Genomic DNA, 23,139 nt, shown 5'->3' on the forward strand with positions numbered 1-23,139 from the left:
TGTTCTACGCGCTGGAGGCCCTGGGCAAGGAAGCGCAGGTCCGCCCGGCCATCTTCGCTGCAATGCATCAGCAGGGCCTGGCGCTGGACGACGCCAAGAGCCAGGCCAAGTTCCTTTCCCCGCTGGGCATCGACCCCGTCAAGTACCAGGAGGCCTACAACTCCTTCGGCGTGGTCACCAAATGCCAGCAGGCCGAGAAGCTGTCCGAGGCCTACCGGATCGATGGCGTGCCCTGCATTGGCATCGGCGGCCGCTTCCTGACCTCGCCCGGCCATGCTGGCGCAGGCGCCAGCCAGCGCTTGCCCGAGCATGAGCTGGGCCAGAAGGCGCTGCAGATCACCGACTTCCTGATCCAGCGCGTGCGCAGCAAGGCCTGAAGCGCCGCGACACGACCGCCGCACTGATTGCAGCAGGCCGCCGCCCTGCTGCGTCGGCGCAAGGTGTCCTCGTCGAAGGCAAGCACGACACGCGCGTGCGCCAGGTCATGCCTGACGCGCCAGGATGAAAGTCGTCGAGTTTTGCGTCGACGCAGTGTCCTTTGCCCGCTTGAAGCTCTGATCGGGGCCAGGGAGCGCCACCTGCCAGCCGATGGTCTGCGGCGCGGCCACCATGCCCGCGATGGTCGTCGCAGGCGAGGCGGGGCAAGGCCAGCAAGCGCTGGTCGCGGCGGACTTCCTTGTCAAGCGGGTACGCCGCGGAAAAACTTCCTGAGGCCTTGCCGCTCCGGAAAGCCTGTCGACGGCAGCAGGCCCCTAGAATGGCCTGCAACTTCCGTGCCGCCATGCATCGCCTGCTCATTCCGCTCGCTCTCGTGCTCGCCTTTTCCGCCGCTCAGGCGGAGAAGGCTGATCGGCTGAAGCCCTTCGTGTTTTCGTCGGACAAGACGGGCTTGGTGGACGCCGTCAACCAACGCACCGAATTGCTGGGCAACGTCATCATCACGAAGGGCAGCCTGCTGTTGCGCGCCGAGAAAGTGGATGTACGCGAGACGCGTGACGGCTACCACCAGGCCTTCGCCAGCGGCGCAAGCGGCCAACCGGTCAGCTTCCGCCAGGCCCGAGACATCCCGGGCGAAGCCATCGATGGCGTCGCCAACCAGCTCGAGTACGACACCCGCACCGAGACCGTGCGCTTCATCGGCAACGCCACCGTGCGCCGCCTGCGCGGCACCGCCGTGGCCGAAGAGGTGACCGGCGCCGTCATCGTCTACAACAGCCGCACCGAGGTCTTCACGCTGGAAGGCGGCACGGCTTCGCCGAACCCCAATGGCCGCACCCGCATCGTCATGATGCCGCGCGTGCAGCCCGGCGACGACGCCGCCTCCGCCCCGGCGGCGCCGCTGCCGCTGAAGCCGTCGACGACGCTGCAGCCGGGCAAGCCCTCGTGATGGCCGATACGCTCGCGAGCCCCTCGGAGACAACGCCAGCCTGCGGCAGCCGGCTCGAGGCCGAAGGCCTCGCCAAGACCTATGGCGTGCGCAAGGTCGTCAAGAACGTCCATGTACGCGTGGACTGCGGCGAGGTGGTAGGCCTGCTCGGCCCCAATGGGGCCGGCAAGACGACCAGCTTCTACATGATCGTCGGGTTGGTGCGTTCGGACGCCGGCATCATCCGCATCGACGGTGCCGAAGTGCAGCGACTGCCCATCCATTCGCGAGCTCGCCTGGGTCTGTCCTATCTGCCGCAGGAAGCCTCCATCTTCCGCAAGCTCACCGTCGAGCAAAACATCCGTGCCGTGCTGGAGCTGCAGCAGGACGACCGCGGCAAGCCGCTGGCCAAGGCCCGCATCGACGAACTGCTGAATGGCCTTCTGCACGACCTCTCCATTGAGGGCCTGCGCGACAGCCCCGCGCCGGCGCTGTCGGGTGGCGAGCGCCGCCGCGTCGAGATCGCCCGCGCGCTGGCCACACAGCCGCGCTTTATCCTGCTGGACGAGCCCTTCGCCGGCGTTGATCCCATCGCTGTGTTGGAGATCCAGCGCATCATCAGTTTCCTGAAAGCGCGCGGCATCGGCGTGCTGATCACGGACCACAACGTCCGTGAGACCCTGGGCATCTGCGACCGCGCCTACATCATCAGCGAGGGCGCCGTGCTGGCCGAAGGCACGCCCGACGAGATCGTGGCCAACGCCGACGTGCGCAAGGTCTATCTCGGCGAACATTTCCGCATGTAGGCCCGAGAGGCGGCGCGATGAAACAGACGCTCCAGGTCCGCCTGAGTCAGCACCTCGCGCTGACGCCGCAGCTGCAGCAGTCCATCCGCCTGCTGCAGCTCTCCACGCTCGAGCTCCACCAGGAAGTCGAGCAGATGCTGGCCAGCAATCCCCTGCTCGAGACCGAAGAGGAGTTCACGGTCAGCACACCCGAGCTGGCCGCGAACGCGCCGGCCGAGAACAGCGGCAGCGAGACCGGCGGGGATGGCGAGGCAGAGTCCACGGCCGAGGCGCCGGAGCTGAGTGGCGAGGACTTCGGCAGCACCGAACGTGAGGACTGGGAGAACGGCACCGAGCGCGACGACTTCGACGGCATCCGCGAGCTGCCGTCCAGCGCAGGCAGCGGCAGCAGCGATGAAGATGGCGAGCGTGAGAGCCAGGAATCCGCCGAGCTGACGCTGGCCCAGCACCTCGCCCAACAGCTTGCCGGCCACCACCTGTCGGCGGAAGACCGCGCCGTCGTCCAGGTTCTCATCGAGTCGCTGAACGAGGACGGCTACCTCGAGGACACGCTTGAGGAGATCGCCGCGGCCCTGGCCGAGAACGAAGAAGACCGTGAGGAGTTGCTGGACCGGCTGCGCATCGCGCACCGCCTGCTGCAGAGCCTGGAGCCGGCTGGTATCGCCGCATGCAACCTGTCGGAATGCCTGGTGTTGCAACTGCGCGCGCAGCCCAGGAGCGCCGCGCAAGTCATCGCCATCCTGATCTGCAAGAGCCATCTGGAGCTGCTCGCCAAGCGCGACATGCGCCGGCTCATGATGGAGACCGGCGCCGACGAGGCCTTGCTGCGCGAGGCCCAGGTGCTGATCACCCGGCTCGAGCCCAAGCCAGGCCGCCGCTTTGCGCAGGGCGCCGCCGCGGCCATCGTGCCCGATGTCATCGTGCGCAAGGTGGGCCGCGAGTTCCGCGTCATGCTCAACCCGGAGGTCGCCCCCAAGCTGCGCATCAACGAGCTCTACGCCAACGCGCTACGTGCCACGCGTGGCGGCATCAGCAACTCGCCGCTGGGCGGGCAGCTGCAGGAGGCGCGCTGGTTCATCAAGAACATCCAGCAGCGCTTCGACACCATCCTGCGCGTCAGCCAGGCCATCGTGGAGCGCCAGCGCGGCTTCTTCACACACGGCGAGCTGGCCATGAAGCCGCTGGTGCTGCGCGAGATCGCCGACGAGCTGAGCCTGCACGAGTCCACCATCTCGCGCGTGACCACGGCCAAGTACATGGCCACCAGTTGGGGCACCTTCGAGCTGAAGTACTTCTTCGGCTCGGGACTGTCGACGGAAGCCGGCGGTGAGGCCTCCAGCACGGCCGTGCGCGCGCTGATCAAGCAGTTCGTCGCCGCCGAGGACACAAAAAAGCCCCTGTCCGACAGCGCACTCGCGGCGATGCTGGAGGAGCAGGGCATCCAGTGCGCGCGGCGCACGGTGGCCAAATACCGCGAGGCGATGAAAATCGCGCCCGCGAACCTGCGCAAGGCGCTGTAGCCCGCTGCCCGATCAGTCCCGGGATGGCCCCGTCTCCGGTGCCAGCGGCTCGAACACGAAGCGCATACCGCGCGTGTAGCTCTCCGCCTTGGTGCCAGCATGCCGCTCGCCGTCGATGCTGCGGTTCTGCCAGACCAGCCCCGGGTGGTTGAGTTCCGGCAGCAGCGCCTGGTAGCGCTTGATGCCCGCCAGGAAGGCGGGCCATTCGCTCTCCGCCCCGGTCACGTAGAGCCTGGCCTTGATGGCCTTGCCTGTGGCGGCATAGGCCTTGGCCCGGCCAATGATCCAGTCGTTGCCGACGACGACCGCAGGGCTGGCGGCAATGTAGCCCTTGAAGAGCTCGGGCCGGGCATACATCGCATGCAGAGCGAACAGGCCGCCCAACGAGCTGCCGGCCAGGTAGCGCTGGGCCGGGTCGGCGCGGTAGTCGCGCTCCACCAGCGGAAAGATCTCCTTTTCCAGCGCGTTGAGGAACTTGTCGGCATGGCCGGTACCGGTGGACAGCGGGTTCAGGCGCACCGGCGACAGCTCCCAGCCGCGCAACTCGCCGTAGTCGAGGTTGTCGCCGACATAGCCCAGGCCGATGACGATGAACTCCGGCACGACCTTGTCGTAGTGCAGGTTGTTGTACGAACTGACGATGGTCGCGAAATCCCAGTAGCCGTCAGTCACGTAGAGCACCGGGTAGCGCCGCCCGGGCTCCTTGGCAAACGAGCCCGGCAAGTGGACGTGCAGCTGATAGGTGCGGCCATCGGTGTTCTTGGGCAGGGCGCGCAGCTGGGTGTTCGCAAGCGTATGCGGCGGGTAGGCCGGCGGACTCTCCGCGCTCACCTGCCAGACGGTGAACAGCAGGGCCAGACTCAGGACGATTCGCTTCATGGTGGATGGCACCCCAGTTGATGGCAACGCTGTCAGTTTAGGAGCGGAGACAATGCGCGAGTGAGCCTGCCCAACAAGTTGTACCTCTTCGTCCCTTGCCCCGCCGGCGTCGAGCCGCTGCTGGAGGAGGAGCTGAAACGCTTCCTGCCGCCCGGCGTGCGCAGCAAGGTGGAAGCCCTGCGCGGCGGCTGCGGCCTGCTGGGCACGGCCGAGGACGTCATGCGCATCAACCTCGAAAGCCGGCTCGCGCAGCGCGTGCTGGTCGAGATCATCGAGGGCCCGTACCGCCACGAGGATGACCTCTACGCGCTGGCCCGCCGTGTCGACTGGCGCGACTGGCTGACGCCCAAGCACACGCTGCGCATCGACACGACGGCCCAGCGTTCGCCGCTGAAGAGTCTGAATTTCGCCGCCCTGCGCATCAAGGATGCCATCTGCGACCAGCTGCGCGAGCACACCGGCGAACGCCCCAGCGTGGACACGCAGCGGCCCGACCTGCCCGTGGTTCTGCACGTCGGCCCCGAGCGCGCCGCCCTCTACGTCGACACGTCGGGCGAGCCCCTCTTCAAGCGCGGATGGCGCATCGACAAGGGCGATGCGCCGCTGAAAGAGACGCTGGCCGCAGCGATGCTGGCCGCTGCGGGCTGGCGCGGCACGAACGAGCAGGGCGGCGCCCTGCACGACCCCTGCTGCGGCTCGGGCACCATCCCCATCGAAGCCGCGCTGATCGCCTGCGACTCGGCGCCCGGCCTCCAGCGCCGCTTTGCCTTCGAACACCAACTGCCCTTCTCCACGGGGGCGATGAAGGCTGTGTGGGGTGAGATGGCGCAGGCCGCGCGCGCACGCATCCACCCGCCTGCCGTGCCCATCTACGCGAGCGACGTAGCCTTCCGCATGGTCGACTTCGCGCGCCGCAACGCCGAGCGCGCAGGTGTGGCCCAGTACATCCAGTTCAACGGCGGTGACGCGCTGGAACGGCCGGCCCCGACCCTGCCCGATGGCATGCCCGGCAGCATCATCATGAACCCGCCCTATGGCGAGCGCATCGAGGTGCGCGGCAAGGCGGCGATGACGCGCGATGCGGGTGGCTCTGAAGAGCGGGACGCGGGCGACGACTTCTTTCCGCGGCTGGCTGCGCACTGGAAGCGCCAGTACACCGCGAACCCCGCCGGCTGGACGGCCTGGATGCTCAGCCCCGACATGAAACTGCCCAGCAAGATGCGGCTGAAGGAATCGCGCCGCGTGCCGATGTGGAACGGCCCCATCGAGTGCCGGCTGTTCCGCTTCGACCTCGTCAAAGGCTCGGCGCGCAAAGTCGGCGAGGGCGATGCGCCTGCGTGAGCTTTTGGGCGCCACGGCGCTGGCGTTGCTGGTCGCCGGGGCCCAGGCGGCCGAGCCCTGCACGCTGGTCTTCGGCCAGGGTCGCAACCCGCCGCAGCAGGGCGGACCGGATTGGGACCAGCTCAACCAGCGCTTCAACACGGCCGTGGCCAACGCTCTCGACGGCTTGGACCGGCGCGTCGTGCCGATGACGGCGTCCAGCGTGCAGATCGATCCCGAGGCGGCCGGCGTGGCACTGTTGCGAGAGGCCGACCGATTGCGCTGCGCCACGCTGGCAGAGACGGCCATCTTCGCCGATGAGCACGACACGTTGGTGATGCGCCTGCGCGTCTACCCGCTGCTGCCCACGCTGGGCGAAGGCGGTGCCATCGTCGGCCTGCGCATCGGCTCGGTGCCGTTCGTCACGCAACGCGACCTGGGCCTGAACGCGCTGCCGCGACTCAAGCCAGAGCTGGTCGGCCAGCAGATGGCCGCCGAATACCTCCTTCACGACCGGCGCTGATACAGCGCAAGCCCGGCCAGGGCGAGAGCGCACAGCGCGATGGGCCCGAGGCTGGCCCAGTTCATCCACTGCCAGCCGCCGGTCGTGACGAGGGCGCCGGAGGAGAACGAGGTCAGCGTCATCGTCGCGTAGACGCCGGTGTCCAGCAGGCCCTGCGCGCGGGTCTTCTCCTCGGGGCGGTAGGCCTGGGTGAACAACGTGGTGCCACCGATGTAGAGGAAATTCCAGCCGACGCCCAGCAGCAGCAGCGCGCCGAGAAAGTGGTCCAGGTCCTGGCCAGACAACGCGAAGGCGACGCAGCCCAGGTTGAGCGCCACCCCCACCGCCATCACGGGCAACACGCCCACGCGCTTGATCAGCGGCCCGGTGAAAAAGCTGGGCACAAACATGCCCAGCACGTGCCATTGCAGCACCATGCCGGCGTCGGCGAAGGGCAGACCGCACTGGCCCATGGCGATGGGCGTGGCGGCCATCAGCAGGTTCATGACGCCGTAACCCAGCGCGCTCGCGGCCAGCGCCACCATGAAGATCGGCTGGCGCAGCAGCTCGGCGCTGGCGCGGCCGCCCGCGCCGGGCGCGGGCTGGACCAGTGGGGGAAAGTCGATCAGCGAGATCAGCAGCAGCCCGGCCAGCGCGACGGCGATCAGCAGCAAATAGGCACCGGCGAAGGGCGTCACGAGCAGGTTCTTGCTGGCGCCGGCCAGCCAGGGACCCAGTACCGCGCCCAGGCAGCCGCCGGCCAGCACCCAGGAGATGGCGGACTCGCGCTTCTCGGGCGCCACCAGCTCCGTCGCCGCAAAGCGGTAAAGAGCCGCATTGGCGTTGTAGTAGCCGGCGATCAACGTTGCGCCGACGACGCCCCAGAACTGCTGGTGCAGCACGCTCCACAGCGAGATGGCGCAGCTGGCCATGGCCACGACCAGACCGATCTGGAAGGCCCGCCGCCGCCCGAAGTGCAGTTGGTGGCGACCGACCCAGCGAGCCATCAGCGCGCCGCCTGCCACGTAAGCGCAGATCGGCAGGGTGGCCATCCACGGTCGCGGCGCCAGCGCCAGCCCCACGAGGCCGTTGATGGCCATGAAGCAGATGTTGTTGGTGAGGAAGAGTCCCTGGGCCAGGACGAGCAGTGCGAGCTTCCTGTTCATGCCGTCAGGGAGAGCCAGGACAGCACGGCCAGCGGCGCCGTGTCGGCGCGCAGGATGCGCGGGCCGAGCGTGATGGCCGCGAAGCCACGCGCTCGCGCAGCGTCTTCTTCGGCATCACTCAGGCCGCCCTCCGGGCCGCTGAGAAAGAGCGCGCGCTCTTGCGGGAAGGTTGCGAGCGGCATGGCGGCACGAGGGCTCAGCAGGCCACGCCATTCATCGGCGCCGGCCTGCGGCAGCGCCGCGAGCCAGGCCGCCAGGGGCATGACAGACTCGATGCGCGTGGGCACCGTGCGACCGCTCTGCTCGGCCGCTGCGATGGCCACGCCCTGCCAGTGGGCGCGCTTCTTGTCGGCACGCTCGCCGGCAAGGCGCAGCACAGAACGCTCGGCCACCAGCGGCTGCAGCGCCGTGGCCCCCAACTCGGTGGCCTTCTCAACGAGGAAGTCCATGCGGTCATTGGCCGGCATGACGACGGCCAGCGTCACGGCGCGGGCCAGCTCCCGCTGCGGATGCCGGGCCGTCAGCAGGCGAACCTTCACTTCGCTACGGCCCATGGCCGTGACTTCAGCCTCCCATTCCGGGCCGCTACCGTCGAACAGCGTCAGCGCATCGCCGGGTTGCAGGCGCAACACCTGCACGTGGCGGGCGGCACCGGCGGGCAATGGGATCTCGCCTGCGGCGGCGAGCGGGGTTTCGACGAAGAAGCGGGGCAAGGCGGTGAACGGTGGCGGGCGGCCCGCCAGTGTCCCAGATCAGCGCAGACCGAGCGCGTCGCGCACGGCCGCCGCCGCCCCCTCACCCTTGGCCTTCTGAACGCGCTCGACGAGCTGCAGCGCCAGCGCCTGCAGGGCCGCCAGGCTGTCGGCGCGCTCCACCTCCAGCGCGAACGCATAGCCCTTGAACGGCCCCAGCAGCTTGGTGGCTTCGCCGCTCAGGTAGGTGTAGAGGGCGGCACGGTCCAGCAGCGGTGCACTGCCGGCAACGGCCGGCGCTGCTGCTGTTGGCGCTGCAACCGTGGGTGCGCGCGCCGGCTGCGGCGTGAGGGGCTGCCCCCCGGCGCCCTGGGGGGCAATCAGCCCATGCTGATGCAGGGTCTCGAGGTCGGCCTCGGTGGCACCGGCCACCAGGCGCAGCCATTCGCCCGCCGTCTTGCTGGCATCGAGCACGAGCAGCAGATTGCGCGCCGTTCGCGACAGCGGCAGAGCCCGCGCCCGTATCTCAGCGCGGCCGGCATCAGTCTTGGAGTGCAACAGGTCGAACACGTTGTCGGGCCTCGCACACGGGCGGCATCACCGCCCGCGGATCATGGGAAAAGGCATTCAGCTCTTATCCCGCAACTCCCTGCGCAGGATCTTGCCGACCGGCGTCTTGGGCAGATCGGTACGGAATTCGATGATCTTGGGGCGTTTGTAGCCGGTCAGGTTGGCTTCGCAATAGGCGCGCACGTCCGCCTCGGTGAGATTCGGGTCTTTCTTCACGATGACGACCTTCACGGCCTCCCCGGCCTTGGCATCGGGCACACCGACGGCAGCGCATTCCAGCACGCCCGGCATTTGCGTCAGCACGTCCTCGACCTCGTTCGGGTACACGTTGAAACCGCTGACCAGGATCATGTCCTTCTTGCGGTCGACGATCTTGAAGTAACCCCGTTCGTCGACGGTGCCGATGTCGCCCGTACGGAAGTACCCGTCGGCCGTCATGACCTTGGCTGTCTCGTCCGGGCGCTGCCAGTAGCCGGCCATGACCTGCGGACCGCGGATCGCGATTTCGCCGGGCGGGCCGCCAACCGGCAGCTCGTTGCCGTCATCGTCCAGCAGTTGCAGTTCGGTCAGCGGCATGGGCAGGCCGATGGTGCCGCTGTAGGCCGTGCTGTCGGTCGGGTTGCAGGTGGCCGACGGCGAGGTCTCGGACAGGCCGTAGCCCTCGACGATGGGGCAGCCGGTCTTCTCCAGCCAGAGCTTGGCGGTGGCCTGCTGGACGGCCATGCCGCCACCGACCGAGATAACCAGGCGACTCCAGTCCACCGTGCCGAAGTCCGGATGGTTGGCCATGGCCATGAAGAGGGTGTTGACCGCCGGAAAGCTGTGGAATCGGTGGCCCTGCAGCTCCTTGAACACGGCCGGCAGGTCGCGCGGATTGGGAATCAGCACGTTGGCGCCGCCCATGTGCATGGAGAGCATCATGTTCGTGTTGAAGCCGAAGATGTGATACAGCGGCAGCGCGCAGATGGTGACAACCTGCTCACCCGCGGGCACCTTCTTGAGCGCGGGCTGGTACCAGGCCTCGCTCTGCAGGATGTTGGCGACCAGGTTGCGGTGCAGCAGCACGGCGCCTTTGGACACGCCGGTGGTGCCGCCGGTGTACTGCAGCACAGCGATGTCTTCCGGGCCCAGTTTCGGCGGCTTGTAGGCCTGGCTGCGGCCCTTGGACAGCGCGTCGTTGAACTTGACGGCACCCGGCAGCTCGAAGGCCGGCACCATCTTCTTCACTTTGCGCACGACGTAGTTGACGAGCAGCCCCTTGAGGCCAAGCATGTCGCCCATCGCGGCCAGGATGACATGCTTGGTGGGCACGCTGCGGATGACCTGCTGCAGCACCGAAGCGAAGTTCTCGATGATGACGATGGCCTTGGCACCCGAATCCTTGAGCTGGTGCTCCAGTTCGCGCGGGGTGTACAGCGGGTTCACGTTGACGACCACCAGGCCCGCCCGCAGCACGCCAGCCACCACCACCGGGTACTGGAACAGATTGGGCATCATGATGGCGACGCGGTCGCCCTTCTCCAGGCCCAGGCCCTGCAGGTAGGCGGCGAAGGCGCGCGAGGCATCATCGACCTGCGCAAAGCTGACGCTCTTGCCCATCATCAGATAGGCCGGCTTGGTGGCGTTCTTCTTGAACGAGGTATCCAGCAGGTCGACCAGGCTGGGATAGAGCGACAGGTTGATGTCGCGCGGCACGGCGGCGGGGTAATGCTTCAGCCAGATCGGCTCCATGGCCATGTCTCCTTCTTGATTGGCGCCGATTCTGACCGAAGGCTGACAACCCACCGATCAGGGGATTCGATAGCGCTCCCTAGAGGGGCATGCCTAGAGCAGATGGTGCGTCATTCCACGGCCTTGAGCATGTCCTCCACGACCTTCTTCGCATCGCCGAACACCATCATGGTCTTGTCCATGTAGAACAGCTCGTTGTCCAGGCCCGCATAGCCCGCCGCCATGGAGCGCTTGTTGACGATGACGGTCTTGGCCTTGTGCGCCTCCAGGATCGGCATGCCGTAGATGGGGCTGCCCTTCACATGCGCCGCCGGGTTCACGACGTCATTGGCACCGAGGATGATGGCCACGTCGGCCTGCGCGAACTCGGCGTTGATGTCCTCCATCTCGAAGACCTGGTCGTAGGGCACCTCGGCCTCGGCCAGCAGCACGTTCATGTGGCCGGGCATGCGGCCGGCGACGGGATGAATGGCGTACTTCACCGTCACGCCTTTCTCAGTGAGCTTGGCGGCCAGCTCCTTCACGGCATGCTGCGCGCGCGCCACCGCCAGGCCGTAGCCCGGCACGATGATGACGGTCTCGGCATTGCCCATCACGAAGGCCGCATCGTCGGCGCTGCCGCTCTTCACGTTGCGCTGCTGTGCCGCTCCCGTCGCCGGGCCGCTGGCTTCGCCGCCGAAGCCGCCCAGGATGACGTTGAAGAACGAACGGTTCATCGCCTTGCACATGATGTAGCTCAGGATCGCGCCCGAGCTGCCCACCAGCGATCCGGAGATGATCAGCATGCTGTTGTTCAGCGAGAAACCGATGCCCGCTGCGGCCCAGCCCGAGTAGCTGTTCAGCATGGACACGACGACCGGCATGTCCGCGCCGCCGATGGGGATGATCAGCGTCACGCCGAGCACGAATCCCAGCGCCACGACCAGCCAGAAGTCCATCTCGCTCTGGCTGTGCCAGAAGCCGAAGACGAAGAAGATCGCCGCCAAGCCCAGGGCCAGATTGACCCAGTGCTGGCCGGCGAACTGCACAGGCGCACCCTGGAACAGGCGGAACTTGCTCTTGCCCGACAGCTTGCCCCAGGCGATGACGGAGCCGGTGAAGGTGACCGCGCCGATGAAGGCGCCCAGCGCCAGCTCAATGCGGTTGCCGCCGGGGATCGCGCCACCCTTGGCCGTGATCTGGAAGGCCCAGGGTTCATAGATCGCGGCCACCGCAATGGCGACAGCCGCCAAGCCGATCATGCTGTGGAAGAAGGCCACCAGCTCGGGCATCTTGGTCATCTCGACCGTCTTGGCCTTCCAGGCTCCGAAGCCGCCGCCGACGACCAGGCCCAGCAGCACCCAGGCCAGGCCTTCGGCAGAGCCGGCGATCTTGACGATGAGTGCCGCCGTCGTGAACGCGGCAATGGTCATGCCGACCATGCCGAAGACGTTGCCGCGAATGGAGGTCGTCGGATGCGACAGGCCCTTGAGCGCCTGGATGAAGCAGACGCTGGCGATGAGATAGAGCAACGTGACGAGATTGAGGCTCATTGCTTGCCCTCCGACGTGGCCGCCTTCTTCTCTTTCTTCTTGAACATCTCCAGCATGCGCCGCGTGACGAGGAAGCCGCCGAAGATGTTGACCGCCGCCAGCGCCACGGCCAGCACACCCATGCCCTTGGCGAAGGGCGTCTCGGTGAGCGCAGCAGCCAGCATGGCGCCAACGATGACGATGGCAGAGATCGCGTTGGTGACGGCCATCAGCGGCGTATGCAGCGCGGGCGTCACCGTCCAGACAACGTGGTATCCCACGTAGATGGCCAGGACGAAGATGATGAGATTGATGATGGTGTGGTCGACGATTTCCATGCTCAGCCCCTCGTGACTTGGCCGTCTTGCGTGACGCGGCAGGCCGCGACGATGTCGTCATCCAGCGGCACGCTGAACGTACCTTCCTTGGTGATGACGAGCTTGAGGAAGTCCAGTACGTTGCGCGCGTAGAGCGCCGAGGCATCGGCTCCCACCAGCGCCGGCAGGTTGGTCTCGCCCACGATGACGACGCCGTGCTTGGTCACCGTCTTGCCGGCTTCGGTCAGGGGGCAGTTGCCACCGGCCGGAGCCGCGATGTCGACGATGACCGAGCCCGGCTTCATGGACTTGACCATCTCCTCGGTGACCAGCACCGGCGCGGCGCGGCCCGGGATCAGCGCCGTCGTGATGACCACGTCGGCCTGGGCCACGCGCTTGGCCACCTCGACCTTCTGCCGGTCCAGCCAGCTCTGCGGCATGGGCCGCGCATAGCCGCCCACGCCTTCGGCCGCTTCCTTCTCCTCGGACGTCTCGTAGGGCACGTCGATGAACTTGCCGCCCAGCGACTCGACCTGCTCCTTCACAGAGGGCCGCACATCGCTGGCCTCGATGACGGCGCCCAGCCGCTTGGCCGTCGCGATGGCCTGCAGGCCTGCGACCCCCACCCCCAGGATGACCACACGCGCCGCCTTCACGGTGCCGGCCGCCGTCATCAGCATGGGGAAGAAGCGCTGGTACTTGTCGGCCGCAATCATGACGGCCTTGTAGCCGGCGATGTTGGCCTGGCTGGACAGCACGTCCATGCTCTGCGCGCGCGTCGTGCGCGGTGCAGCCTCGAGTGCGAAGGCGGTCAGCCCGGCCGCGGCGATGGCCTGCAGGCCATCGCGGTCGAAGGGGTTGAGCATGCCCACCAGGGCCGTGCCCGTCTTCATGAGCGCCAGCTCGTCGGCACCGGGCGCACGCACCTTCAGCACCAGCTCGCTGCCCAGCGCAGTGGCTTGGTCGACGATCTCGCAGCCCACGGCCTCGTAGGCCGCATCTGTCACGCTGGCCGTGACACCGGCACCCGCCTCGATGCGCAGCGTATGGCCTTGGGCCTTTAGTTTCTTGGCCGTCTCGGGCGTGACGGCCACACGTGTCTCTCCGGCCGCGCGTTCGCGCGGGACGCCGATCTGCATGGGTTCTCCTTGCGGGGCAGGGGTGCGCGGCAGCTTACACAATGCCCGCGTCCGCCCACTTCGGGAATTCGAGAGGAAGTCTTGATGAAGAGGTTCCGTCCCAGCGTCACCGTCGCCGCCGTCATCGAGCACGCAGGCCGCTACCTGCTGGTCGAGGAGGAGACCCCCGAAGGCCTGATGTTGAACAACCCGGCCGGCCACCTGGAGCAGGGTGAGAGCCCCGTCGAGGCCGTCGTGCGCGAAGCGCTGGAGGAGACGGCGCGTCACTTCGTGCCCGAGGCTCTCCTGGGCGTCTATCTGGCCCGCTTCGTGCGTCCGGCGCGCTCGGACGACGTCACCTACCTGCGCCTGGCCTTCAGCGGCACTGTCGGCGAAGAGATCGCCGGCCGCAGTCTCGACGAGGGCATACGCCGCACGCTTTGGATGAGCGAGGCGGAGCTGGCCGCCTGCACCGATCGTCATCGCAGCCCGCTGGTGCTGCAATGCGTGCGCGACCACGCGGGCGGGCGGCGCCTGCCGCTGGATACTGTCTTTACCCATTCCTCGCTGACCCAGCCCTGGGTCAAGCGCTGACACCGGACCATCCATGCTCTTCTCACTCTTGCGCGGTGCCATCGCAGTCACCCTGCTGATCGCCCTTGCCCCCCTCGCCTCGGCCGCCGGGTTCAGCGGCCCTCGACAGCCACTGGTGATCGGCGACACGCTGATGCTGGAGTCCCGCGCACTGGCCGAGACACGGCGCATCAACGTCTACGCACCGCCGGCCTACGGCGAGGAACCGGGCACGCGCCGGCCGGTGCTGGTCATGCCTGACGGTGGCCTGGCGGAGGACTTCCTGCATGTCGCCGGACTGCTGCAGGTCGGCGTCGCCAATGGCACGGTGCGGCCGGTCCTGCTGGTCGGCATTGAGAACACCCAGCGCCGCCGCGACCTGACCGGGCCGACCGAGCAGGACAGTGACCGCAAGATCGCACCGCTCGTCGGCGGCTCAGCGGCCTTCCGCGCCTTCATCCGCGACGAGCTGCTGCCCGCCATTGCCGCGCGCTACCGCGTGACGGACGAGCGCGTCCTCATGGGCGAATCGCTCGCCGGACTCTTCACCGTGGAAACCTGGGCCCTGGAGCCGAGCCTCTTCAGCACCTACATCGCCTTCGATCCCAGCCTGTGGTGGAACAACGCCGGGCTGACGCCCGCCACCCAGACCGCGCTGCGACAGCGCAAGGGCATGGCACCCCTGCTCTTCCTGGCCACCAGCTCCGAGCCCAGCTTGGTCGCGCCGGCCCAGGCCTTCGTCACCATGCTGCAGCGCGAACTGGCGCCCGGCAGCATCTGGCACTACCAGCCCATGCCGCAGGAATCCCACGCGACGATCTACCACCCGGCCGCGCTGCTGGCATTGCGCCAGCTCCTCAAGCCTGTAACGCCCGCAGCCGGCGCATCGCGGCCATGATGGCGCCCGACTTCATCGAGGTCTACGACCAGTCGCTGAGCCCCGAGGCCTGCCGTGCGCTGATCGCCCGCTTTCAGGCCAGCACGCGTGTGCAGCGCGGGGAGACGGGCAGCGGCGTGGATGTGTCGATGAAGGACAGCTGGGACATCGCGATCAGCCGACACCCGGAATGGGCCGACGCCTGCGAACAGCTCAACCACGCCGTCATCGCCGGCTTCAAGCAGTACCTGCGCCGCTACGCCCATCTGGCGCTGGCGCCGCTGAAACTGCAGATGCAAGCACCGGACGGCCACATGGTCCCGCTCGATGCCGATGCCGTCGCGGCGCTGGGCGACGCGCCGCTGATGGGGCTGGTCGCCAAGGTCTTCCGTCCTGGCGCGATCAACCTACAGCGCTACGCCGCCGACCAGGGCGGCTACCCGTACTGGCACTGCGAGCAATACCCCAAGCTCGACCAGGGAGAGGCGCTGCACCGTGCGGTGCTGTGGACGATCTACCTGAACGACGGTTTCACCGAGGGTGAGACCGAGTTCCTCTACCAGGGCCGCAAGATCGTGCCCCGCGCAGGCTCACTGCTGATCGCGCCGGGCGGGTTCACGCACACCCACCGAGGCAATCGGCCCAGGGGCGGCGACAAATACATCGCGACGTCCTGGGTGCTGTACCAGCGCGCCGAGAACCTGTTTAAGCAGGGCTGAAGCCTGTTTGGGACAATCGGAGCCATGAGTTCCGCCGGAAAAAAGAATCGAGTCGTCGTCGGCCTGTCCGGCGGCGTGGACTCGGCCGTGACCGCCCACCTGCTGAAGGAACAGGGCCATGAGGTGATCGGCATCTTCATGAAGAACTGGGAAGACGACGACGACGACGAGTACTGCTCGACGCGCCAGGACTTCCTGGATGCCGCGTCCGTGGCCGACGTGTTGGGCATCGAGATCGAGCATGTGAACTTCGCGGCCGAGTACAAGGACCGCGTCTTCGAGAGCTTCCTGCGCGAGTACCAGGCTGGCCGCACACCCAACCCCGACGTGCTGTGCAATGCCGAGATCAAGTTCAAGGCATTCCTGGACCACGCGATGCGCCTGGGCGCCGAGAAGATCGCCACCGGCCATTACGCCCGCGTGCGCGAGGTCGACGGCGCGTTCCAACTGCTGAAAGGCCTGGACCCCCTGAAGGACCAGAGCTATTTCCTGCATCGGCTGACGCAGGAGCAGATGAGCAAGGCGATGTTTCCCGTGGGCCATCTGCCCAAGACCGAGGTGCGGCGTATCGCGGCCGAGATCGGACTGCCCAACGCGAAGAAGAAGGACTCGACCGGCATCTGCTTCATCGGCGAGCGGCCGTTCCGCGAGTTCCTGAACAAATACCTTTCGCACCAGCCCGGCCCCATCAAGGACGAGCGCGGCCGCAAGCTGGGCCAACACGTGGGCCTGAGCTTCTACACGCTGGGCCAGCGCCAGGGCCTCGGCATCGGCGGCGTGAAGGAAAAGGGCGCACCGCGCGGCGGTGGCGAGCACGAGCCCTGGTTCGTCGCCGCCAAGGACATTCCGAACAACACGCTGATCGTCGTGCAGGGCCACGACCATCCGCTGCTGTTGAGCCCTGCCCTCGTCGCCGACGACCTGAGCTGGATCGCCGGCCGCGCGCCGGCCGTCGGCGCCGCCGCGGCAAAGACGCGCTACCGCCAAGCGGACGCGCCCTGCAGCGTCGGCTTCGATGCGGCGGGTCACCTGAGCCTGCGCTTCACTGACCCGCAATGGGCCGTCACGCCAGGCCAGAGCGCCGTGGTCTACGACGGCGACGTCTGCCTGGGCGGCGGCGTCATCGCGGCGGCCCTCGCGTGACACGCCACCCCGGCCCGCGCCTTGCGCGCCCCCCGGCGGGGTCTGCAGGCCCGGCATGACCAAGCTCGATCGGCTGCTGGCACGCCTGGCCGAGCCCGGCGTCGTGCTGCGCCTGGCAGCGCTGGTGTTCTGCGCGATGGAGCTGGTCAGCGCCGGCTCGGCCCTGCTGGGCGTACGCACCGAGCCCTATGACGGTCTCGCCGCCTGGGTCTGGCGTCAGCTCGGCGGCAACGTCAGCGACCGCGGCCTGGTGCTCGTCTGCGTAGGACTGCTGCTGGCCTTCGTCGCGCTGATCTTCCGGCTCGCGCGCCAGGGGCAGACCGCCGTCCCGGTCAACCAGCGCCTGGCCGGGCTGCTGCTCGTGGACCTGCTGGCCTTCGGCGTGACGCCGGGCCTGCCCTTTCTCGTCACGGCGCTGGCCGCCGTCGTGCTGCCGGCACGCCTGGCCCTGGGCTTCGCCGCGGCCCAGGTGCTGTTGAACACTGGCATCTACGTCTATGCCTCCACGACCGCCTGGCTGGATCAGTTCGGCATGCTGAGCGCCATGCTGGCCCTGCACGGCCTGGCCTTCGGTCTCGGGCGCATGGCGGCCGCTGAGGCCGAGAAGCGCCGCTGGCTGCAGGCCGTGCTGGCCGAGCAGATGGCCGGCGAGCAGTTGCTGGCCGAGCAGATGCGCTACAACGAGCGCATGCAGATCGCCCGCGAGCTGCACGACCTGATGGGCCATCACCTCACGGCGCTGAATCTGCAGCTGCAGCTCGGCGGCGCGCTGCTGGCACGCGAGGACCGCGGCGCTGCGGCCCAGGCCCTGGGCCGTGCCGAGGGTGTCGCCGCCCAGCTGCTGGCCGATGTGCGCGCGGCGGTGTCGCAGCAGCGCAGCTCGCAGCGAATCGATCTTTCCGCCGCGCTACAGGCCCTGGCCGAGGGCATCGCGAGCACGCGCATCGAGCTGACACTGGACGAGGCCGCCCGCGACCTCGGCCCCCGCGCGGCGCATGCGCTGCTGCGCTGCGTGCAGGAAGGCGTGACCAACAGCGTGCGCCATGCCGGCGCGCGTCGCGTCCAGGTTGAACTCCGCGGTCGGGGGGATGAGATCGCGATCAGCATCGACGATGATGGGCGGGGTGCGCCGAACTGGCACGAAGGCCGTGCCGGCAACGGCCTCTCGGGCATGGCCGAGCGCATGGCCGAACTGGGCGGGCAGATGCGCGTGACGCGCACCAGCCCGGGATTTCGAATCGAGCTGAGATGTCCGCGATGGGTGTGATCAAGATCCTGCTGGTGGAGGACCAGCAACTGGTGCGCGAAGGCCTCAAAGGCCTGCTCGCGCTGCACGACGAGCTGAAGGTCGTGGGCGAGGCCAGCGACGGCGCCGAGGCGCTGGAGTGGCTGGCCACCACGGCCGCCGACGAAGGGGGCGATGACATGCCTGACGTCATCCTCTCCGACATGCGCATGCCGCGCCTGGACGGCATCGGTCTGATCCGTGCGCTGGCCGCGCGGGCGCTGCGCCTGCCAGTCATCCTGCTGACCACGTTCGACGACACCGCTGCGTTCGACGAGGCCGTGCGAGCTGGCGCCCGCGGCTTCCTGCTCAAGGCCATCAGCCCCGAAACACTGGCCCAGGCGCTCCGAGATGTTCACGCTGGCGGCACGGCGCTTCGCCCCTCGCTAACGACGCGCATGGAGACCCGCGGTGGTGAGCGCGCCTTCACGGCGGCCGACCATCCCGACCCGCTGAGCCCGAAGGAGCTGCAGGTGCTGCGACTGGTCGCCAGCGGCCGCAGCAACACCGAGATTGCCGGCCTGCTGGGCAACAGCGAGGGCGTCATCAAGAACCACTGCTCGGCCATCTTCTCCAAGATGGGCGTCCGCGACCGCACGCAGGCAGTGCTCAGGGCGATCGATCTGGGCTGGATCTAGGCCTGCCCGACGCGGGTGCGGCCAGGTGCAGCACCCAGTAGCGCTGGAATCGCCCCGGCCCGTTCACGCAGGCCAGGCCGAACTCCTGGAAGTCGGCGAGCATCAGGTTCTCGCAATGGGCCGGGCTGGCCAGCCATTCGGCGATGACATCGCCCAGCGTCTCGGGGCCGCCGGCCAGGTTCTCGCCAGCCACGCGCATCACGTAGCCGGCCTCACGCAGCCGGGTGCGCAGCGAGCCGCTGGCAGCGCCCAGATGGTCGATGCGGTCTCGGGCCGCGAGGTCCAGCGCGTAGCGGCGAGCTGATTGCGCCAGCACCGGACTGGCCTTCAGGGCCGCCACGGAGGGCCAGACGCGTTCTCCGCAGGCTTGCGGCTGCGCGCGCAGCGCGTTCAGCGCGGCCAGCACCGACTCCGCGACCGGCTGGCAGCCCTCCTGGCCAGCGGCAGGCGTCAGACCAGCAAGACCGAGCGAGAGGGTCAGCAGGGTGTGCCTGACCAGACCTCGCTTACTCACTGGCCCGGTGACCCGGTTCAGAGCGTGCGCCCCTTTCAAACCGTGCTCACGGATTTCCCGCACACGGCTTGCCGGGAGTCTGTCGGTCCGCAGCATCACGCAGGCTCAACGACGCCGACCGTGACGGGGCTCTCACCCGCTGGCACGCAGCGGGCCAGGAACAGATCTCCTCCCGCGGGGGCATTTCGGTCCCGGGCGTCACGACACATCATGGCCCCATCCTAGTTGTTGCAAAGCACGCCTTCACGTCGCACCATGGAGGCATGAAACCGCAACGACTGCTCGCCCCCTTGCTCGCATTGAGCACCCTCGCCAGTTGCGCCCAGACGCCCCCTGCGCCACCGGCCGAGGCCGAGTCCGTGCGGCTGGGACGGGAGCTGCGCACCCTCATCGGCCCGGCGACCTGCAGCGACGACTCGCAATGTCGCACCATCGCAGTGGGCGCCAAGGCCTGCGGGGGACCGGCCGGCTATGCAGCCTGGTCGACGCAAGGCACCGACGCACAGCGCCTGGCCGAGCTGGCACGGCGCCAGGCCGAAGCACATCGACGCGAGATCGAGGCCAGCGGCATGGCGTCGAACTGCGCCATGGTCGTCGACCCGGGCGCCGCCTGCGTGGCGGCCCGCTGCGAACTGACGACCCGGCATGGCGGTGCCCGCTAGCTCATGCCCGAAGGTCCCCGCTAGCAAGCACGCTTGAATAGAAAGGCCACATGCCTCGCGGCATGTGGCCTCGAGCAGGGCCAGGCCCTGCAGCGGCTGGCGCGGCTTACTGGGCCACGCCTTCGTCCACCAGCTTGCTGGCCACCGGGATGGGCTCGTTCTGCACCGGCAGCGCGCCATCGGTGGAGACACGCAGCACCGTGGTCGCCTGCACCTTGCCGGACGCGTCCAGCCAGTGCGTACCACCGACGGTGCGCTTGCCCGTGGCCAGACCCGACCAGGCCAGACCCACCGTCGCCGTGCTGCCGGCATACACCGTGGATGGCACGACGGCGTTCAGGCCGCCCGCATCGCCCGGCATCACGATCCAGCTGGACAGCTTGTGCCTCATCGGAGCGGGTCCACCGTAAGCCAGCACGCACGCACGGTAGGTGGCGGCGGCCGGCGCGATGAGCTGCACCGCTTCGTTCGAGCCATCATTGCCCGAGTACGTGTACGTGGCGGCGTTCATGTTGACAACCACCAGATCGTTGTCATCCAAAGGACTGCCCACGTCGGCCTGACGCAGGGCCCAGCGCGCCACGATGGCACCTGCCGGCACGGTGAAGTTGTACTTGGCGATCGAGGCGTAGTTGGTGCTGCTGTAGCAGCGGCTGGCCAAGGTCGCAGATGAGGTGGCCAGAGGCGTCAGCGACGCTTCCGGGCTCATCGTCACGTCCTTCAGGCCGCCCTTGGACGCCGTCATGCGGCCCGTGAAGCCGGTGCGCACGGTGAACAGCTTGGTGCCCGACGTCTTGGTGTCGGTGAACTCGGCCGGCGCCGAAATCGCCTTGCCGGCACGGGCCTGGACCGGGGCGCGCACGCTGTGCACGCCATCGCTCCAGACCAGCTGGCCGAACTGCCAGACGCCTTCGGCCGCACCTGCTGCGGCGAGGGTGACGTTGAAGGACTTGGTTTCACCGGGCGCCAGGGTCAACGTGGACGGCGACACCGTCATCGTGAAACCAGCCGGCGGCGTGGCCGCAGCGGCATAGGTTGCCGCCGACGTGCCCACATTGGTGACGCTGCGGGCGATGATGGTGGCGCCCGTCACTGCGCCCACCGTGATGGACGGCAGGTTCAGGTTGTAGGTCTCGTCCAGCGTGCCGATGGTGGTGCAGTCGCTGGCCGGCGACACCGCAGCCCGGTTGACCTTGCACTGGTACTTGACCCAGTCGTTCTTGCCGGCGTTGTAGACCAGGCCCGGGTCGTTGGCCTTCTGCGGATCGATGTGACCGGCACCCTGGGCCCAGGGCAGCAGGCCGTTCTGGGCGCCGGTCAGGCCGTCGTCCAGCGTCGAGAACGCGGAGGTCATCAGCGCCGACTTGATGGCGCCCGGACCCCAGGTCGGGTTGGCCTGCTTGAGCAGCAAGGCCACGCCGGCCACGTGCGGGCTGGCCATGGACGTGCCGTTCAGGGTGTCCCACGCCGGCGGCGGCACCAGGGTGCCTGCGGCCACCTGGTCGCGCTGGTTCTGGTCCAGCGCAGGCGTCATCTGAGCAATGATGTCCACGCCGGGGGCGGCGACGTCAGGCTTCAGCAGGTTGGCATCGCCGGCATTGGGGCCGCGCGACGAGAAGCTGGCCATGATGGGCGCCGGCTTGGTGCCCATCACCGCGATGCCGATGGAGCCCGTCGGGCTGGCCGTGCCATTGACGTAGGCCTTGACGGACGCACCGCTGACGTTGTCGACCTGCAGGGTCGGCACCGGCTGGAAGTCGGCATCGATGGTCTGTCCGGCCGCCGAGTTGGCCAGGATCATGCCCAGGCCGCCCGCGTCCTTGACCGCCTGGCCCTTGTCCACCCGAGCGTTGGTGCCACGGGTGCAGACGACCAGCTTGCCGGCCACCTTGGCCGGGTCCAGCAGCACCTGGCCAGCAGGCGGTGCGGCGCTGAAGCACAGGCTGGCATTGCCACCGCCCACGCCAGCGTTCTCGGCCAGGATCATGGGCGTGTTGCCCAGACCGGTGGTCGTCGTGGAACCGCCGGTGAAGTTGGCGCCGTTGCCGAGCGTCGCACTGCCAGAGAACGCGCGGTCATGCGTAGAGGCAGCGACCGTCGTCAGCCAGGGGCTGATGTGAGCCACGGCCTGGCCGGGGCCGCTGTTGCCGGCCGACGCGGCGACGAAGACGCCGGCCAGGGCGGCGCGGTAGAACGCCTGCTCGACGGGGTCGTTGACCGAGGTCTGCGAGCCGCTGATCGAGTAGTTGATGACGTTGACGCCGTCGGCCACGGCCTGGTCAATGGCGGCGAGCGAGTCAGAAGGCCAGCAGCCGTTGGAGGTCCCGGTGCCGTCCGTGGCGGTCGGGTCGATCTTGGTCCAGCAGACCTTGTATGCGGCAACGCGGGCACGCGGCGCCATGCCGGAGGCCTTGCCGATCACGGCGCCGTTGATGATCACGGGCACGTTGGAGTTGCCGGCAGCCGTCGAGGCCGTGTGGTCGCCATGGCCACCATGGCCGGTCGCGCCACCCACGGAATCACGGCCAGACACGAAGTCGGTCCAGTGGAAGAGGTTGACGTTGTTGTTGGCCAGCCAGCCGGCACGATAGTGCTTGATGCCGACCAGCTTGTTGTTGCAGTGCGCGGCCGTGATGCCTTCGCCCGCGACGCAGCCGCCGGTGAAGGTGGCAGGCGGCGGACCGTAGACCTGCGTGTCGGCCGGGTTGTTGCTCGGCACGCCATTGCTGTCGACGCGGTCGAAGAATGCAGGGTTCTCGGGCCAGATGCCGCCGTCAATGACGCCGATGACCATGCCCTCGCCCTTGAGCGCGGTGCCATTGACCGTCTTGGACCAGAGGCCACCCGGCTCGCTCAACTTGAGGAACTTGGACGTCGAGATGGTGTCGAGCTTGCGGACGTCGTCTTCCCAGATGCCGACCACCTGCGAGTTCGCGACCAGCGTGCGGGCCTCGGCCTCGGTCAGGCTGGCGGCGAAGCCGTTGAACACGGTGTTGTACGTCGCCAGCACCGGCGCATTGCCGATGAGGGAGATGACATTGCTCTGCTGCTGGCCCAGGTAGTTCACATAGGCCTGCACCGCAGCGCTGCCGAACTTGAACGACTGGCCGGGAGCCGGCTGCGTGGCTTCAAGGCCCGAGATCGTGCCTTGATAGGAAGCCGCGGGTTCGTCCTTCAGCTGGACGATGTAGGTCTTGCGATCCTGTGCAAAGGCGCTCGTGGCGAAACCG

Annotated in this window: 23 protein-coding genes; 13 read left to right on the forward strand and 10 right to left on the reverse strand. The window is 68.0% G+C overall.

All coding sequences use genetic code 11. The annotated features are described in order from the left end of the window. The 4 genes from VGF12_RS14120 to VGF12_RS14135 form a co-directional block, all read left to right on the forward strand. Positions 1 to 377 (forward strand): DsbA family protein (locus tag VGF12_RS14120; protein ID WP_331176674.1); only part of this gene is annotated, 377 nt, incomplete at its 5' end. A 404-nt stretch (positions 378 to 781) separates the two neighbouring features. Continuing rightward, positions 782 to 1,387 carry a lipopolysaccharide transport periplasmic protein LptA gene (lptA, locus tag VGF12_RS14125; protein ID WP_331176675.1) on the forward strand — a complete coding sequence of 202 codons (606 nt, stop codon included), beginning with the start codon at positions 782 to 784 and terminating at the stop codon, positions 1,385 to 1,387. After that, a complete protein-coding gene (gene lptB, locus VGF12_RS14130; protein ID WP_331176676.1) occupies positions 1,387 to 2,172 on the forward strand; it encodes an LPS export ABC transporter ATP-binding protein in 786 nt (261 codons plus the stop codon). Before lptA ends, lptB begins: the two co-directional genes overlap by 1 nt. Positions 2,173 to 2,189: 17 nt before the next feature. Next, positions 2,190 to 3,692, forward strand: coding sequence for an RNA polymerase factor sigma-54 (locus VGF12_RS14135; RefSeq protein WP_331176677.1), 1,503 nt, complete (start codon positions 2,190 to 2,192; stop codon positions 3,690 to 3,692). Between the two features lie 12 nt (positions 3,693 to 3,704). Here VGF12_RS14135 and VGF12_RS14140 read toward each other — a convergent pair whose 3' ends face one another. After that, positions 3,705 to 4,571: an alpha/beta hydrolase gene (locus tag VGF12_RS14140; protein WP_331176678.1), complete on the reverse strand. Its 867-nt coding sequence runs from the start codon at positions 4,569 to 4,571 to the stop codon at positions 3,705 to 3,707. A 60-nt stretch (positions 4,572 to 4,631) separates the two neighbouring features. Here VGF12_RS14140 and VGF12_RS14145 point away from each other — a divergent pair, with 60 nt between their 5' ends. Together VGF12_RS14145 and VGF12_RS14150 are read left to right on the forward strand one after the other, a co-directional pair. Then, on the forward strand, positions 4,632 to 5,912 hold the full coding sequence (locus tag VGF12_RS14145; RefSeq protein ID WP_414710090.1) for a THUMP domain-containing class I SAM-dependent RNA methyltransferase: 1,281 nt from the start codon (positions 4,632 to 4,634) through the stop codon (positions 5,910 to 5,912). After that, positions 5,899 to 6,414, forward strand: coding sequence for a hypothetical protein (locus tag VGF12_RS14150; RefSeq protein WP_331176679.1), 516 nt, complete (start codon positions 5,899 to 5,901; stop codon positions 6,412 to 6,414). Before VGF12_RS14145 ends, VGF12_RS14150 begins: the two co-directional genes overlap by 14 nt. On the opposite strand, the gene VGF12_RS14155 is transcribed toward VGF12_RS14150, so the two are convergent. From VGF12_RS14155 to VGF12_RS14185, 7 genes are all read right to left on the reverse strand, one after another. Further along, positions 6,399 to 7,559 (reverse strand): MFS transporter, encoded by a 1,161-nt coding sequence (locus tag VGF12_RS14155; RefSeq protein WP_331176680.1) that lies wholly within the window; start codon positions 7,557 to 7,559, stop codon positions 6,399 to 6,401. The two genes, VGF12_RS14150 and VGF12_RS14155, sit on opposite strands and share 16 nt — an antisense overlap. Continuing rightward, positions 7,556 to 8,272, reverse strand: a complete 717-nt coding sequence (locus VGF12_RS14160) for a 16S rRNA (uracil(1498)-N(3))-methyltransferase (protein ID WP_331176681.1) — start codon at positions 8,270 to 8,272, stop codon at positions 7,556 to 7,558. The genes VGF12_RS14155 and VGF12_RS14160 overlap by 4 nt, the downstream gene beginning before the upstream one ends. A 39-nt stretch (positions 8,273 to 8,311) precedes the next feature. Further along, positions 8,312 to 8,821, reverse strand: coding sequence for a hypothetical protein (locus VGF12_RS14165; protein ID WP_331176682.1), 510 nt, complete (start codon positions 8,819 to 8,821; stop codon positions 8,312 to 8,314). 57 nt (positions 8,822 to 8,878) lie between these two features. Continuing rightward, a complete protein-coding gene (locus tag VGF12_RS14170) occupies positions 8,879 to 10,552 on the reverse strand; it encodes a long-chain-fatty-acid--CoA ligase (protein ID WP_331176683.1) in 1,674 nt (557 codons plus the stop codon). Between the two features lie 110 nt (positions 10,553 to 10,662). Continuing rightward, positions 10,663 to 12,084, reverse strand: a complete 1,422-nt coding sequence (locus VGF12_RS14175) for an NAD(P)(+) transhydrogenase (Re/Si-specific) subunit beta (protein ID WP_331176684.1) — start codon at positions 12,082 to 12,084, stop codon at positions 10,663 to 10,665. Continuing rightward, entirely contained in the window at positions 12,081 to 12,401 is a 321-nt protein-coding gene (locus VGF12_RS14180; protein ID WP_331176685.1) for an NAD(P) transhydrogenase subunit alpha, read from the reverse strand. The genes VGF12_RS14175 and VGF12_RS14180 overlap by 4 nt, the downstream gene beginning before the upstream one ends. A gap of 2 nt (positions 12,402 to 12,403) precedes the next feature. Beyond that, a complete protein-coding gene (locus tag VGF12_RS14185; RefSeq protein WP_331176686.1) occupies positions 12,404 to 13,519 on the reverse strand; it encodes a Re/Si-specific NAD(P)(+) transhydrogenase subunit alpha in 1,116 nt (371 codons plus the stop codon). Positions 13,520 to 13,603: 84 nt separating this feature from the next. On the opposite strand from VGF12_RS14185, the gene VGF12_RS14190 reads away from it, so the two are divergent. From VGF12_RS14190 to VGF12_RS14215, 6 genes are read left to right on the forward strand one after another with little or no spacing between them, the layout of a single operon-like run. Continuing rightward, the gene (locus VGF12_RS14190; protein ID WP_331176687.1) at positions 13,604 to 14,092 is read left to right on the forward strand and encodes an NUDIX hydrolase; all 489 of its coding nucleotides are present in this window, start codon (positions 13,604 to 13,606) and stop codon (positions 14,090 to 14,092) included. 13 nt (positions 14,093 to 14,105) lie between these two features. Then, a complete protein-coding gene (locus tag VGF12_RS14195; protein ID WP_331176688.1) occupies positions 14,106 to 14,969 on the forward strand; it encodes an alpha/beta hydrolase in 864 nt (287 codons plus the stop codon). After that, positions 14,966 to 15,667, forward strand: coding sequence for a 2OG-Fe(II) oxygenase (locus VGF12_RS14200; RefSeq protein WP_331176689.1), 702 nt, complete (start codon positions 14,966 to 14,968; stop codon positions 15,665 to 15,667). Before VGF12_RS14195 ends, VGF12_RS14200 begins: the two co-directional genes overlap by 4 nt. Positions 15,668 to 15,691: 24 nt before the next feature. Then, a complete protein-coding gene (gene mnmA, locus VGF12_RS14205) occupies positions 15,692 to 16,810 on the forward strand; it encodes a tRNA 2-thiouridine(34) synthase MnmA (RefSeq protein WP_331176690.1) in 1,119 nt (372 codons plus the stop codon). A 55-nt stretch (positions 16,811 to 16,865) separates the two neighbouring features. After that, positions 16,866 to 18,077, forward strand: coding sequence for a sensor histidine kinase (locus VGF12_RS14210; RefSeq protein WP_331176691.1), 1,212 nt, complete (start codon positions 16,866 to 16,868; stop codon positions 18,075 to 18,077). Continuing rightward, positions 18,059 to 18,733 (forward strand): response regulator transcription factor, encoded by a 675-nt coding sequence (locus tag VGF12_RS14215; RefSeq protein ID WP_331176692.1) that lies wholly within the window; start codon positions 18,059 to 18,061, stop codon positions 18,731 to 18,733. Before VGF12_RS14210 ends, VGF12_RS14215 begins: the two co-directional genes overlap by 19 nt. Here VGF12_RS14215 and VGF12_RS14220 read toward each other — a convergent pair. Then, the gene (locus tag VGF12_RS14220) at positions 18,705 to 19,247 is read right to left on the reverse strand and encodes a CAP domain-containing protein (RefSeq protein WP_331176693.1); all 543 of its coding nucleotides are present in this window, start codon (positions 19,245 to 19,247) and stop codon (positions 18,705 to 18,707) included. The genes VGF12_RS14215 and VGF12_RS14220 overlap by 29 nt on opposite strands. 263 nt (positions 19,248 to 19,510) lie before the next feature. On the opposite strand from VGF12_RS14220, the gene VGF12_RS14225 reads away from it, so the two are divergent. After that, on the forward strand, positions 19,511 to 19,909 hold the full coding sequence (locus VGF12_RS14225) for a hypothetical protein (RefSeq protein ID WP_331176694.1): 399 nt from the start codon (positions 19,511 to 19,513) through the stop codon (positions 19,907 to 19,909). 106 nt (positions 19,910 to 20,015) lie between these two features. Here the strand turns inward: VGF12_RS14225 and VGF12_RS14230 are convergent. Then, positions 20,016 to 23,139 (reverse strand): S8 family serine peptidase (locus VGF12_RS14230; protein ID WP_331176695.1); only part of this gene is annotated, 3,124 nt, incomplete at its 5' end.

This window comes from Roseateles sp. (assembly GCF_036404855.1).
Lineage (GTDB): Bacteria > Pseudomonadota > Gammaproteobacteria > Burkholderiales > Burkholderiaceae_C > Pelomonas.